General features: G+C 42.3%; 13 protein-coding genes. 6 read left to right on the top strand and 7 right to left on the bottom strand.

Annotation, left to right across the window (positions count from 1 at the left end):
• Positions 1-16: 16 nt before the first annotated feature.
• The gene (locus SLU01_RS07895; RefSeq protein WP_147057022.1) at positions 17-2,401 is read right to left on the bottom strand and encodes a 3-hydroxyacyl-CoA dehydrogenase/enoyl-CoA hydratase family protein; all 2,385 of its coding nucleotides are present in this window, start codon (positions 2,399-2,401) and stop codon (positions 17-19) included.
• A 264-nt stretch (positions 2,402-2,665) separates the two neighbouring features.
• On the opposite strand from SLU01_RS07895, the gene SLU01_RS07890 reads away from it, so the two are divergent.
• Together SLU01_RS07890 and SLU01_RS07885 are read left to right on the top strand one after the other, a co-directional pair.
• Positions 2,666-2,983, top strand: a complete 318-nt coding sequence (locus SLU01_RS07890; RefSeq protein WP_147057019.1) for a thioredoxin family protein — start codon at positions 2,666-2,668, stop codon at positions 2,981-2,983.
• 14 nt (positions 2,984-2,997) lie between these two features.
• Positions 2,998-3,516, top strand: coding sequence for a C39 family peptidase (locus SLU01_RS07885; RefSeq protein WP_147057018.1), 519 nt, complete (start codon positions 2,998-3,000; stop codon positions 3,514-3,516).
• Here SLU01_RS07885 and SLU01_RS07880 read toward each other — a convergent pair.
• A complete protein-coding gene (locus SLU01_RS07880; RefSeq protein ID WP_147057016.1) occupies positions 3,513-4,418 on the bottom strand; it encodes a 5'-3' exonuclease in 906 nt (301 codons plus the stop codon). The two genes, SLU01_RS07885 and SLU01_RS07880, sit on opposite strands and share 4 nt — an antisense overlap.
• Before the next feature lie 101 nt (positions 4,419-4,519).
• Between SLU01_RS07880 and SLU01_RS07875 the strand changes: the two genes are divergently transcribed.
• Positions 4,520-5,752: an NAD(P)/FAD-dependent oxidoreductase gene (locus SLU01_RS07875; protein WP_147057014.1), complete on the top strand. Its 1,233-nt coding sequence runs from the start codon at positions 4,520-4,522 to the stop codon at positions 5,750-5,752.
• Between the two features lie 250 nt (positions 5,753-6,002).
• Here the strand turns inward: SLU01_RS07875 and hutH are convergent, their stop codons facing one another.
• The 3 genes from hutH to SLU01_RS07860 all read right to left on the bottom strand — a co-directional run bounded on the left by hutH (position 6,003) and on the right by SLU01_RS07860 (position 9,492).
• Positions 6,003-7,481 (bottom strand): histidine ammonia-lyase, encoded by a 1,479-nt coding sequence (gene hutH / locus SLU01_RS07870; protein ID WP_147057012.1) that lies wholly within the window; start codon positions 7,479-7,481, stop codon positions 6,003-6,005.
• Positions 7,482-7,652: 171 nt separating this feature from the next.
• Entirely contained in the window at positions 7,653-8,978 is a 1,326-nt protein-coding gene (locus SLU01_RS07865) for a DUF4179 domain-containing protein (protein ID WP_147057009.1), read from the bottom strand.
• Entirely contained in the window at positions 8,932-9,492 is a 561-nt protein-coding gene (locus SLU01_RS07860; protein ID WP_147057173.1) for a sigma-70 family RNA polymerase sigma factor, read from the bottom strand. The genes SLU01_RS07865 and SLU01_RS07860 overlap by 47 nt, the downstream gene beginning before the upstream one ends.
• Positions 9,493-9,622: 130 nt before the next feature.
• Between SLU01_RS07860 and SLU01_RS07855 the strand changes: the two genes are divergently transcribed.
• Positions 9,623-10,327, top strand: coding sequence for a hypothetical protein (locus SLU01_RS07855; RefSeq protein WP_246110925.1), 705 nt, complete (start codon positions 9,623-9,625; stop codon positions 10,325-10,327).
• A 130-nt stretch (positions 10,328-10,457) separates the two neighbouring features.
• Complete coding sequence (locus tag SLU01_RS07850; RefSeq protein WP_147057007.1) at positions 10,458-11,099, top strand: hypothetical protein; 642 nt, start codon at positions 10,458-10,460, stop codon at positions 11,097-11,099.
• 51 nt (positions 11,100-11,150) lie between these two features.
• Here SLU01_RS07850 and SLU01_RS07845 read toward each other — a convergent pair whose 3' ends face one another.
• Together SLU01_RS07845 and SLU01_RS07840 are read right to left on the bottom strand one after the other, a co-directional pair.
• Positions 11,151-12,152: a polysaccharide deacetylase family protein gene (locus tag SLU01_RS07845; RefSeq protein ID WP_147057005.1), complete on the bottom strand. Its 1,002-nt coding sequence runs from the start codon at positions 12,150-12,152 to the stop codon at positions 11,151-11,153.
• A complete protein-coding gene (locus SLU01_RS07840) occupies positions 12,142-12,912 on the bottom strand; it encodes a GNAT family N-acetyltransferase (RefSeq protein ID WP_147057004.1) in 771 nt (256 codons plus the stop codon). Before SLU01_RS07840 ends, SLU01_RS07845 begins: the two co-directional genes overlap by 11 nt.
• 188 nt (positions 12,913-13,100) lie before the next feature.
• On the opposite strand from SLU01_RS07840, the gene SLU01_RS07835 reads away from it, so the two are divergent.
• A complete protein-coding gene (locus tag SLU01_RS07835) occupies positions 13,101-14,003 on the top strand; it encodes a M20/M25/M40 family metallo-hydrolase (RefSeq protein WP_170232635.1) in 903 nt (300 codons plus the stop codon).
• Positions 14,004-14,014: the final 11 nt, after the last annotated feature.

Here is a 14,014-nt window from a genome sequence, read left to right as displayed (position 1 = left end):
AAAAATCAGTGACAGATCAGTTGCGCAACGGTTTCCCTTTGAGGAGCATATGCTGCATCCGTTGTTGGGATTTCGGTTCCTGCACAAGGCTTAGGAACGCTTCACGCTCCAAATCCAACATAAATTGTTCGTCGACAAGTGTTCCATAAGGCACTTTTCCGCCAGATAAAACATATGCGAGTTTTTTCGCTATTTTTAAATCGTGATCGCTGATAAAACCAGAGAGGTACATGCCTTCCGCTCCAAGAAGCATCGTTGCATAACCGGAATCCCCCGTAACTGGAATCTTTGCTTTCTTCGGTGCTGTATAACCGCCTTCATACAATGCAAGTGCAGCTTGCTTCGCGTCATAGATCTGGTGATCCGGATTGACACTAATGCCATCCGCGAAGTCGAGGAAGTTGTTTTCCCTAGCTTCTTCTGCAGATGTCGAAACTTTCGCCATTGCAATCGTTTCAAATACTTTATTCGCAACATATTGATAGTCGACTTGTACGCCGTGCGGCAAGCCCTTTAAATGTTTGGAATAAAGATTGACGTTTCCGCCGCCTCCAGGAATCAAACCTACTCCCGCTTCAACCAAACCGATATAGGTTTCCATCGACGCTTGGATATGAGCGGCAGGCAAGCACACTTCCGCACCTCCGCCAAGCGCCATTTGGAATGGAGCTGCGACAACCGGTTTACGGCTGTACTTGATTTTCATCATCGCATCTTGGAAAGAACGGATAATGAAGTCCAATTCAAAGATATTGTCGTCTTGCGCTTCCATCAAGATCATCCCAAGGTTCGCACCTACACAGAAGTTTTTCCCTTGGTTTCCGATAACAAGGCCTTTGTAATTTTTCTCCACTTCGTCAATTGCAAAATTGATCATTTGGATAATATCAGGGCCGATTGCATTCGATTGTGAATGGAATTCTAGCAATGCGACACCATCACCGAGGTCGATCAGGCTGGCACCGGAGTTCTTTTTAATGACGCCGTGCTTTTTCTTGTAACGTTTCAAGTTGATCGCTTTTTCATTGACCGGAACAAGCTTGTAGCCTTCCCCATCGTAGAAATAAAGATCGCCGTCTTCTTCTTTGTAGAAGGATTCTACGCCATTATCAAGCATGTTTTGAACGAATGCCGGAATTGCTGCATCTTCTTCTTTCATTCTTTCAACCGATTTCGCAACACCGATCGCATCCCAAATCTCGAATGGACCTTGTTGCCATCCGAAGCCCCATTTCATTGCATTGTCAATCGCAACGATATCGTCAGCGATTTCCCCATTCAATTCTGCTGAATAGCGGAGCGTCGGTGAAAGGATGCTCCAAAGGATTTCTCCCGTACGGTCTTTTGCGTAAACAAGCGTTTTCACTTTATTCGCAAGACCTTTTGCTTGCTTCGCCATTTCAATTGAAGGCGTTTTCAATTTTTTAGTCGGTCCGTATTCAAACGTCTTCGGATCCAATTCAAGAATTTCTTTACCTTCTTTTAAGTAAAAACCTTGCTTTGTTTTAGCCCCAAGCCAACCGTTATCGATCATTTTCTTCATGAATGGCGGCAACTCGAACACTTTCTGCTCTTCGCCTTCCGTTTTGTCATATGCATTCTTTGCGACATGCATGAACGTGTCGAGTCCGACAACATCCAATGTACGGAAAGTGGCGGATTTCGGACGGCCGATCAGGGTGCCTGTCACCGAGTCAACTTCTCCTATTGAATAGCCGCGTTGCTCCATTTCACGAAGCGTAACAAGCAAACCGTAAGTTCCGATTCTGTTTGCAATGAAATTCGGAGTGTCTTTCGCTACGACAACACCTTTGCCTAAACGGTCTTCTCCGAATTGAAGCATGAAGTCGAGGACTGCTGCATCCGTCATTTTCGTAGGGATTACTTCCAACAACTTCAAATAACGCGGTGGATTGAAGAAGTGTGTGCCTAGGAAGTGCTTCTGGAAATCTTCCGAGCGCCCTTCCGCCATTGCTTCAATACTAATGCCAGAAGTGTTCGAAGTAATGATTGTGCCCGGCTTACGGACTGCATCTATTTTTTCATACAAACTTTTTTTAATTTCAAGATTCTCAACAACAACTTCGATGATCCAGTCAACATCTTTCAATTTTTCCAAGTCATCTTCAAAGTTGCCTGCTTCAATTAATGACAAATTCTTTTTCGTTGCCAATGGTGCTGGCTTCTGTTTCAAAAGTTTTTCCAAAGCAGTCGAAGCGAATTTGTTTCGCACTGACCGATCTTCCAATGTAAGACCTTTTGCTTCTTCTTGTTCTGTCAACTTATTTGGAACGATATCCAATAGAAGGACAGGAATGCCAATGTTTGCGAGATGGGCTGCAATGCCAGATCCCATAACACCTGAACCTAATACTGCCGCTTTCTTAATTTGATAAGCCACGTTTGCGAAGCCTCCCTTTTCATCTTGAATGAACACTCATTCATTTTACAAGCAAAAAAAATAGAAACGCAATCTATATCTATTAGTTTAGAACATTCAACACGTTTTCGCAATATTAAAATGTTATATAAGTGATTTTTTCATAGATTTCAGTGGTGCTGGGCATTTTATTACCTAAAACGATCATTAGAATGTACACTATAGATGTTGAACTTATGACCTTTTTGGAAAGCATCTATAAATAGAAGAAGGAGTGTATGTACGATGAAATCAATTACAACAGCAGAACAATTCAATGAAGTCATCAACGGTGAGGGCAAAGCGCTTATCAAATTCCAAGCAGGATGGTGCCCTGATTGCACGCGCATGGATATGTTCATTAATCCGATTGTTGAAGAGTATGACATGTATACATGGTATGACATTGATCGCGATGTGTTGCCTGAAATCGCAGAGAAATATGAAGTGATGGGAATTCCTAGCTTATTAATCTTCGAACACGGCGAGAAGAAAGCACATTTGCATAGCGCCAATGCAAAAACTCCCGACCAAGTTACGGATTTCCTTGAAACTGTAAAATAATACGGTCACTCCTGATGAAACGACTGGAAGGATTCCTTGGAAAATCCCAATATGATCACGATATCAATGAGCGATTCCGACCTTCTGCCTGTGGTCCTGTGACGGCCTATACAATCCTTCGCTACCATGAGCACGATTTGGCAAAGTCATGCGTCGATGATATCTATCGATTGCTTGGCGGAACGAAAATCGGTTTATTCAAATGGCGGTTCGTTTGGAGATTACGCAGGCTACTTGGTCCTGAATGGACAATAGAGAATTGCGGACTCGAAGAGCTAAAAAAGGAAATTGAAGCGGGCAGGCCAGTTGCTGCTAAATTCGATAAATGGTTTTCATTCCATTGGTTTGGCAAGTATGTATTCGATTACCACTGGGTGCCTGTCGTAGGTTTTAAGGAAACCGAGAACGGCATTATATTGCTTGTCCATGACAATGGCGGACGGAATCGGGATAGCCAGGTGCGAGAAATCGCGTATGAGCCGAATCAAGCCATTCTTTCATTTATAAAAATCACAAAAACCACTGTTGCTTAGACAGTGGTTTTTGTGTGTTCTGGAAATAAGGAATTCAGTTGTCTGAGGATCATGGAATAGCCTTGTTGTTCCAATTGGCCTCTTAATTCAACAGAAGAGAAATCAGGCAGTTCCAGTTCTTCAATAGGATCTTTGAAGTCTAGCTCGCAATGGATTTGAGCCAGCTGTTTGGAAAGATGCAGCATTTCCAAATCCGTTTCAATCTTTTTCCTCATGCCAGGTGCAAGTTCGTGCAAGGATTCGATGACCTTTTCGACCGTTTCAAACTCTTTGATCAGTTTCAAAGCAGTTTTAGGACCGATGCCTTTTACGCCTGGATAGCCATCACTCGTATCCCCTGTGAATGCTTTTATTTCCACAAAGCGATGCGGCGGAACTTCATATTCTTCGATAAATCGCTGTTCATCATAAATATCGTAAACATTATAGCCCTTTTTCATGAAAGCAATCTTGACGCCCGGTCGCAGGAGCTGCAATAAATCCTTATCCCCTGTAACGATTGTAATATCGGCCTTCCCTTCCCATTCGCAAACAAGCGAGCCGATGAGATCATCCGCTTCCATTCCTCGTATGCCATAGTTTTTCCAACCGATCGATTCGGATAGGTCCCGTGTCATATCGAACTGTGGCAATAGCTCTGGCGCCGGCTCGGGGCGGTTCGCTTTATAGCCGTCGAATAAATCATTGCGGAACGTATGCGCACCCATATCCCAACAAACTGCCAGATGCGTCGGGTTGAAGATGGATGTAGCTGTCAAAGCATGACGTCCAAATCCTTGCACGGCATTTGTCGGGATTCCTTCTTCGTTTGGGAAATAATGTCCCATCGCAGATGTCGCAAAAAAAGATCTGAATAAGACTGCCATGCCGTCAATAAGCAATATATGTGGTTTATTTTCCATTTTTACATCCTCCTATCCACCTATTTTTCTATTACCTAGTTTGTCTGAAAGTTATTGTTATATGGATATCGGGTAATTGAATAAAAAGGGGGCATTGTTTTATGCATATTCATAGTGGTTCATTGTACTGGCCATCCACCTATTTTACAGCGCCTATTAAGTCATATAAAAGATTGGAAAACTATGATGCCGTCATTGTGGGCGGGGGTATGTCAGGCGCCCTCACTGCATGGGCGTTAATGAATAAAGGGTTAAAAATAGCCGTATTGGATAAAAGGCAAGTTGCAACAGGCAGCACATCCGCAAATACAGGCCTTCTCCAGTACTCTAATGATATCATGCTTCACGAGCTGATTGAACAGATTGGTGAAAAGAACGCTGTCGATTTCTACCGTTTATGCTTGGAAGCGATGGAAGATTTGCGTGAGGTTGCAGAACGGTTGCCGGTTAATGCAGATTTCATAAGGCGATCTAGTATTTACTATGCAAGTGATTCTGCGGATGAAGATAGACTTCTTAAAGAATATAAAACGTTGAGGAAATTCGGATTTCCTTGCGAATACTGGGATAGAAAAATGCTGTTCTCTAAAACCGGCATCGATCGAGCAGGTGCAATCGTTACTCATGGGGATGCAGAGGTCAATCCTTACATCTTTGTGAATGGTATTTTTGAGGAAATTCAAAAGTTGGGGGCTCATATTTTTGAATTCACTGAAGTATTGGATGTCCAAGAGCATAATGAAAGGCTGCAAATCAAGACATCCGAAGGTGACTTTCATGCAAATAACGTAATATTTACTACAGGCTATGAAACGCTTCCAGTTGGAAAGCGCATCGGCGCGGACATTAATCGGAGTTATGTGATTGTGACAAATCCATTGGACTCCCCTCCTTGGTATGGCAACGCACTTATTTGGGAGACGAAGCGACCTTATCTTTATATGCGGACGACTGAGGACGGAAGAATAATCGTCGGAGGACTTGATGAAAATACAGGGTATATGCCACCTAATGCAGAGCGGATTATGGAACGCGGTATGGAATTGAAGGAGAAATTGAAAAATCTATTCCCGGACTTAAATATCTCAATTGACTATTCCTATTGCGCTACGTTCGGGGAATCGCTAGACAATCTTCCGTTTATCGGCGAGCATCCGAAGAAGCGAGGGCATTACTACTTACTTGGCTACGGCGGAAACGGTACCGTCTATAGCATGATTGGCGCAACGATGCTTGCCGACTCCCTCACTGGGAAAAAGAATCCTTATGCCCATATCGTCGCATTGGACCGTGTTCTTCAATCGGAGAACGATGGGAGGACGGTTGTTCAGTGAGTAGCGCGGGTAGGAATGGGAACGTGGTGGTGTCAATGAGAACTCTCAGCTGGAGAATGAGAACTCTTTGCAAGGCAACGAGAACTCTTCATGCTTTAATGAGAACTCCCAGCTAGGGAACGTGAACTCTTCACGCTTTAATGAGAACTCTTCATGAGTTAAAGAGAACTCACCACTTCAAATTTAATCGACAATACAGAAAAGGCATCGAGTCAGCCCTTTATTGCAGGGGACACGATGCTTTTTTCAATCAAGCTTTCAAGTATTCAGCAATCTTTTCAATATCCGGTCCAAAAATCCGGTCTTCGTTTATCGGTTCGACGACTTCCAGAAGTCCTTCCAACTCTTTCCGTGTTTTCGGCGACATTTTTTCAATGCCTCGGAACACGCAACCGGTAATGGCGCATAATGCTTCGATGGCAAGGACATTTCGTGCATTCTTAATGATTTGTCCGGCATGTCTTGAGCCGATTGTTCCCATTGATACGTGATCTTCCTGATTGCCGGAAGACGGAATCGAATCAACAGAGGCAGGATGCGCCAATGTTTTATTTTCGGATACAAGACTTGCTGCAGAGTACTGCAAAATCATCGCGCCCGATTGCAAGCCAGGTTGGGGGCTAAGGAACGGTGGCAATCCTTCGTTCAATTGCGGATTGACAAGACGCTCGATGCGACGCTCTGAAATATTCGCTAGTTCCGCCATGCCGATTTTCAAAAAATCCATCGCAAATGCAATTGGTTGACCGTGGAAATTCCCTCCGGATACGACGACTTCTCCATCTTCAAAAATAAGCGGATTGTCCGTAGCAGCGTTCATTTCAATCTCCAACTTCTCTTTTACATAAGACAATACTTGCCAGCTTGCCCCGTTCACTTGAGGAATGCAACGAATAGAATAAGCATCTTGAACACGTTTTTCGCCTTGTACTGTTGTCAATTGACTTCCTTCCAACCAGTTCAAGATCCGTGCGGCGACATCTACCTGTTCTTGATAACCACGAGCCTCATGGATAGCCGGATGGAAAGCATCTGTAATTCCGTGCAAAGCTTCCATTGTCATTGCAGCAATCCATTCACTGTCATACGCCAGTTTTTCCGACTCCAAATAATTCACAACGCCTTGCGCAGTCATCGCTTGCGTTCCGTTAATTAATGCAAGCCCTTCTTTCGCTTCAAGGACAATCGGCTCCATATCAAGATCCTGCCAAACTTGCTCGGCCGGAATTTGTCCACCATCTCGCCAAACGAACCCTTCACCTAAAAGGACTAACGCCAAATGAGAAAGCGGCGCCAGATCACCCGAAGCTCCAAGCGACCCTTGTTGAGGGATGACTGGGTGAATGCTATTATTCACCATAAATGCAAAACGTTCCAACACTTCAACCCGGATACCTGAAAAACCTTTCATCAATGCATTCAAACGCAACACAACCATTGCCCGGGAAACTATTTCAGGAAAACAATCCCCCACTCCACATGCATGAGATCGGATTAAATGTAACTGCAGAGCCTTCGTATCTTTCTCATCGATTTTCACATCGCTGAATTTACCGAATCCGGTATTGATGCCATAAACGGTTTTGTCGTTATGAACAACCCGGTCGACCGCCGCCCTACTCTTCTTAACGCGTTCCAGTGCATCCGCGTTCAGTACAACTTGCTCTCCCTTATATAAAATCTCTTCCATCTGCTTGAGTGTAAGAGAAGATCCAGTCAATTCAATCATGCCAACCATCCTTCCGCTTAAATGAAATTACATGCTTTTTTTTAATCGTACACGAATCCGGAAAGCTTTTGGTGATTTTTACGAAAATTTGTTCTATGGTAGCATAGTGTTGATTTAGTGTAATGAAGCAAAAAAATCCATGGATAATATATTTCATCCATGGATTCAATCTTATTTAATATTAATTTCAACATTGCCTTTAATGTATGACGGATAGGCATGCAACGGGAAGCGCAGCGGGTTTTTATATTTTTCATTCGGCAAATCAAGACCGATTATTGCTACTTCATTACCATTTTTGGAAAATGACCCCGACATACTATGAAGTTCTTTGCCATCAGCATCGTAAAAGGTTGAAAACGGATTGTGATGATATTCCTCTCGGCCCTTCAATTCGATTTCCATGTAAGGACCATGCATTTTCAAATTACTGAACTTGCCGTCCTTCGGCTGTTTTATAATCTCTTCCTTTTCGGTGTCGACAATCAATTCAGCCTCTTCTTTATCCAAAGCCATCAACTTATTGAATTTCAAAGATAACTTCTCGGTTTCCTTAAAAAAGTTACTTTGCAAATAATAAATCGTTACATTCGGATCATCAGTGCCGGAAGCATAAACACCATTTTTAATGGAACTCCATACGTCTCCCTTGCCATCAGCAATTCGCAAATCTTCAAAGCCGAAAATCTGCATCGTGTTATCTTCGGCAAACTCGACTTCAACAGCTGTTTTAATAGGGCCAATCGTTATGGATTTTATCGTGATGGACTGCCCTTCAACTACAACAGTTTGATTAAGCACGTATTTCTCTTGCTTCACCGGCTGCAGATTGATAGTAAAAGGCAGTGAAATCGTGCCTATTTTATCTTCATCAACTTCTTCAGATATCTCAACTTCTAATATCATTTCTTCTGTAGGTATTGGTCCTTTGAATTCGATTTCAACTGAGTTCGTCGCCTTCAAGTCATCCTCAAGGTTCCAATTCGTATTAAATCCCCCTGCTTCGGAAATTTCCTCGCCTTCCTTATCAAGCAAACGATATCCCGACAAAAATGCGTTTGTCCGTTTTGAAGAGAACTCAATTGTATTAAAAGCGACTAAGCTAGCTTCGTCAGTAATAATTCCTTCAAGCGTCACTTTCATGCCGTCTGCTTCCCCTGTCACTCCAACTTTCTGATAATGATCATTCTCTATAGCGAGCTGAAGCCCTTTATTATCCTGGATCAAATCGACAATCCCGGACATTCCAGGAATGGATGCCACTGCACTCGCAAATGCTAAGGATACGCGGATCGATGTGATGAACGCAAGCATTAGAATGGCCGCGATTGCCATAGACCAAGCGCTTCGCCTAATAAAAAGACGCTTCGTTTTCATCTGTTTTGCCTTCGCTCTTTCATAGCCCATCTGAATTGCGTTTTCCAACCGATCATCCGGCACTTCCCTCTTCTCAATTTCCTCTTTCCACTTCTTCAACTTTCGTTCCTCTTCCGTCAAGTCGCTTCTCCTCCTTCCCCTCGAAAAATGCGCGTAACGATTTGACTGCTTTATATAATCTTGTTTTCACAGTCCCTTCAGGAGTCGAGGTCATATCGGCAATGTCCTTGATTTTAATATCATGCAAATACTTCAAATGCACTAATTGCCGATCTTTTTCGGATAAATGACTGAGTGCCTCTTCCACTTCCAGATACGTGAAATCATCACTGACTCCTCCTAAGTCGTTCAAGGTTTCATCCCGTACGTATCGTTTCTTTTTTTGAAGAAGATCATGGCAATGATTCATCATGATCCGAACAAGCCATGTCTTTGCATATTCCGGCATTCTTAATGTTTTTATTTTCTCGTAAGCGCGGAAGGTCACTTCTTGTACGGCTTCAAGTGCCTCATCCTCATTTTTCAAATAGGCGAGCGCCGTTCTATATAGCGCTTCTTTGTGAAGGGAAATCAATTGTAAAAACGCTTCATCTTCCCCATTTATCGCTTGTTGTGCAACCTCACGCTCCGTCAATTCCCCACCTCCGTTGTCCCCACTATACATTAGACCCGCGAATGCGAAAAAAGTTTTCATACCCAAGAGTCCAACCCATTTCTTTCATTGTGACATAGGATAAAAGGAAGTGCTTGAAAGGAGAGAATCAATGTCTAGTATGTACTCAAGCGATCATGATGAAGAACAATGGTACCCAAAATTACCTGAAGGCTATACAGAGGAGGCAAGGATGATGAACGGAAGTGGAATGGATGGATGGATGCCGGGCGCGGGGATGCCATCCTATGGAACGGACAGTTTTATGCCTGGAATGGGGTCTCCAGGGTATGGAATGCAAGATTGGGGCGGAGGAACATATGGAACGCCTTTCGGACAGTCCAACATTTTTCCTGGGTTCCCCGGATTTCCGCCGAGTCAGGGAGGCCACGGATTTCCACCGGGGCATGGCGGACCAGGGTTCCCAGGTAGTGGAGGATTCCCAGGCGGTGGAGGGTTCCCTCCAGGGCAAGGATTTCCTCCTGGCCACGGAACTCCCGGATTCCCACCAAGTCCCGGGATGCCAGGTTTCCCGGGCGGACAAAGCGGCCAAGGCAACCAGGCACCAACAGCACCGCCACCTAACCAAATACCAGCTTATCCAAATCAGCAAATGTTAAGAGTGGATCCAGGTGGGATTAGAGGATGCCTATTTCGTTACACATATGTATGGACATCCAGACGAAACGGTTTCTGGTTTTTCCCAACATTCGTAGGCCGCACTTCCGTGGCAGGCTTTCGATGGAGATCCAGTCGCAGAAGATGGGAATACTTCGGTATTGACTTAAATCGGATTGACCAGTTTACTTGTTTCTAATTGTAATCCCGGATGCTGCGCGCATCCGGGATTTTACTGTTTTCATAGTTAATGCACTCACAAACATCAGCATGGTATACTAGTCAAATAGCCAACACTTACATATTTACGGGCTCAAGGAGTGAATGATTTGGATAAAAAAGAACGACAACTATTTGATTTTTATTACAATAAGTTTGCAGAAAGACGTTTTGATGAGAAAGACGTCTTAAGCTTTTTATTATTCGTAAGAAAAGATGCAGAAGACAATCATGTAATGAAAGAACTCGTGGATTTTATTGTTCAACGGGAAAACAATTCAGGACAAGTGAAGGCATTCTTCGAGGAGTGCAAACAAATTATAAATAATCTTGGTAAAGGAAAAACGAAAAAGATCGAGAACCTGTTCTCCTTTAAAGAAATTCGCAATGGATTCAACGCTTTATTCATCGAACAAGGCTACGAAAAACTGTCCCCCGTTGTAATAAACGACTTCATTTTATGCGTTATTTCACTGTTGCAACACGTTAAATTAGTGTCTGGAAGCTTACATAAGGAAGTCGGACATTTAAGTTTCGCAGCATCCAGCAAAGAGCTCTTTTTAATGGGCAATATGAAAATCCTACATAAAGGAAGATTCATGCCGGTAACCTTCCCGGTCCTATCTGTAAAAAATATGTACGAAGCGGTCAAACCGCAAGATGCCAATGACACGCCTTATCTATTTGATAATGAAATCATTGAGGTTGTGAATAGTGACGGGGAACTGATGATTACGTTTCCTGCGTTGTGATGTTCGAAGCGATCGACAGATTTAGGGCAAAAAATAAAAAAGCGAAACCAATCAAGCACCAACGTGATTGGTTTCGCTTTTATTCACTATCGTAGCTGCTTCACCCATATTCATACTTTGCATGCCATAAGTTTCATGCATCTTTGACACATGTTCCAATATTTTTCGTAAAAAAGAAATGTTTTCATCTAAATGCGTACCGAAATTGTGAGGGTGCCACCAAAGATGATAGATTTCACCATGCCGTGCTGCATGTTCCACACCTTTTTTAATCCGGTTTAGACGTAATTGTTCCAACAATTTAAGTTTGGGATGGTATGGCCTTAAAAACCTGCTGGATTGCAAATTTACTGGAGTATCAGGATTATATTCTCCGATTTTAAATGTATGATGACCGGTTATATTTAAATAGCAATCCAATAACCGGATCATTCGTTTAAAATTGCTTCTATCTTTATATCCACTTGCCGCATACACCCAATTTTCTTCATTCCCACGATAGGAATGGATGCCCAACTCTTTACAAATCTTTAAATAAGGAGAATTCGTTTGATTCCTTGGAAATACAACTGAACGGACATTCAGTTTCTCCAACAACGGTACATTCATTGAAGCTTGTAGATCTGCTTTAAATTGATCTGCATCCTGTCCTTTTTCCAGACAATAAAAATGTGAAAATGTATGCGTTCCGATTTCCTGATGAGGTACGTTAAGAATTTGCCGGACTAACGATTCCCCGAAATGATAAGGATCCATTTCCTCATTTTCACCAACTTCATGCATTTTTCCATATGGTGAGAAGTCCTGGTTTTCATACGTCGGAAGAAGATGAGGTATATGTAGCAACAATTCTTTTTTATCTGCAAAGCAAAGCATGCCAACGGTTGCCCACGTTGCATGTATATTATATTGCTGGAAAAGATCCAGCATCATAGGAATTGCTTTACGTACCCCTAAAATATTTTCTCCATACTGGTTTTTTGTAAATACATCGTGAACGCCCCAATTCAATTCAAAATCCAAGGAGACGATAAAAGCACCTTTATTTCGCAAGCTTTTTTCCGCTTTTCATATGAATTCGATTCCTAGCTAGTAAAGTAAGTTTCCCTATTATTGAATTTGCCGTATAACCCGAATAGACAGTGACCACGTCTCCTCCGAAGCCTGTTTTGAACTTTTTAATAGAAGGTTTGTCTGTCAATCCACCCATATCTAATATTTTTACCCCTTTCTTTTTAAACCTTAAAATGTTTTTCCAAATTAAATAACGGTTTGCCTCGCTCAATTGCCGTCTCGTTTCGGGTAATGTTTTAAGATGAACATTCGACGCTGAGTAAAGTGTCATCGCCATTTCCCCGTCGGTTACATATATGCGGTAACAATATATATTGTTATGTCCAGAGTCTGTAATATACGTTACTACTAAACCGTTCTTTTCGACTAGCTTCTGCATCGTCCGCAAATGAAAAGAATTGCATCTATATGTCTGTTTCAGCTTTGCATGCTGGTTATAAAAGCTTTGGAATTCCTTTAGTTCTGATGTGTTCGGTTGTTCCAACACAACGTACTGCATTCGTTGCTTCTCAGCTTTACGAATTTGCCTTCTGTTTTCCTTGTCAATTTCAATAAATAGTGTTTCTTCACTTTTAAGTAAATCAATATAGATCGTTTGAAGCGGTTGCGTACCCTTAATATTTATAAGAGCATGGGCGAAACCGGTTAAGGTGTAACTTTGGTTAGTTGTGACATCATTTTTCACGAAATATCGATTACATATGCTCGACAAAATCATCCTACGATGAATAGATATCAATATAACCTCTCCTATTCATCCTGTTTTTCTATCATCCGTATCTTTTCAATCCATTTTCAAAACGGATTTTATTTTCTGAGCACAAAAAAAATTAATATCACTGAATATTCATCTTCTTCTCCGCATAAGTAGTTACCTTTTCATTTAATAATGGTACAATTTTCTAAACGAGAATGGAGGGAATACGATTGCTGCGTAAAGTCTTATTTTTTTCACTCATCTTTATTCTTTCGGCCTGTTCATCCACAGACGAAGTGAAACGAACGCTAACTGATACGGAATCGGCAGTGTTAAGTCGCCTGGATATCGATCAAGTGCATGAAACGATATTGGAATTAACGAAAGAGCCCCGCGTGGCCGGTACGGAATCCGAATCTAATGCTGCTGCGTTCTTAAGGACACAACTTGAACAGTACGGGTATGAAGTCGATGAAAAGACTTTTACACTAGATGGATCTACAGAAGCCAAGAACAAATCACAAAATCTTATCGTCACCAAAAAACCTACTTCGGATTTACCATCAACCGACGATATCATTATCATTGGTGCTCATTACGATTCGGTCGTCCATTCACCGGGAGCAAGTGATAATGCAAGTGGCACAGCCGTTTTGCTAGAGGTTGCTCGCATGCTAAAAGACACAATCACTTCTAAAGAAATCCGTATCATTTTTTTCGGATCTGAGGAAGCAGGTTTAGCTGGCTCGGAAAATTATGTGAGTGAGATGTCGACAGACGATATCGAACGAACAATTGCTATGTTCAATCTAGACATGGTCGGAAGCGCGGATGCTGGTCCTCTCACAATGTTTACAGTAGATGGCCTGCCAAATACAGCGACGAACACAGGCAATATAGCGAATGAGAATTTATTCGGAAAATCATTACCCGTTAAATCCTCAGATCAAAGTGATCATTACCCTTTCTATAATGCAGGAATTGATGCCGTAGTATTCACTCACTACCCTTTAGAGAAAGCCTACCATTCAGCCAATGACACCATCGATAAATTGAGTAAAGAACGGGTAGAAAATATTGTTCTAATTATTTCAATGTCTATTCTTGAGTTAACTGCCACGAAGAGTGAGTGATTCTTTGACTT

It is taken from the genome of Sporosarcina luteola, assembly GCF_007991495.1.
GTDB lineage: Bacteria > Bacillota > Bacilli > Bacillales_A > Planococcaceae > Sporosarcina > Sporosarcina luteola.
This window is presented reverse-complemented; position numbering and strand designations above follow the sequence as displayed.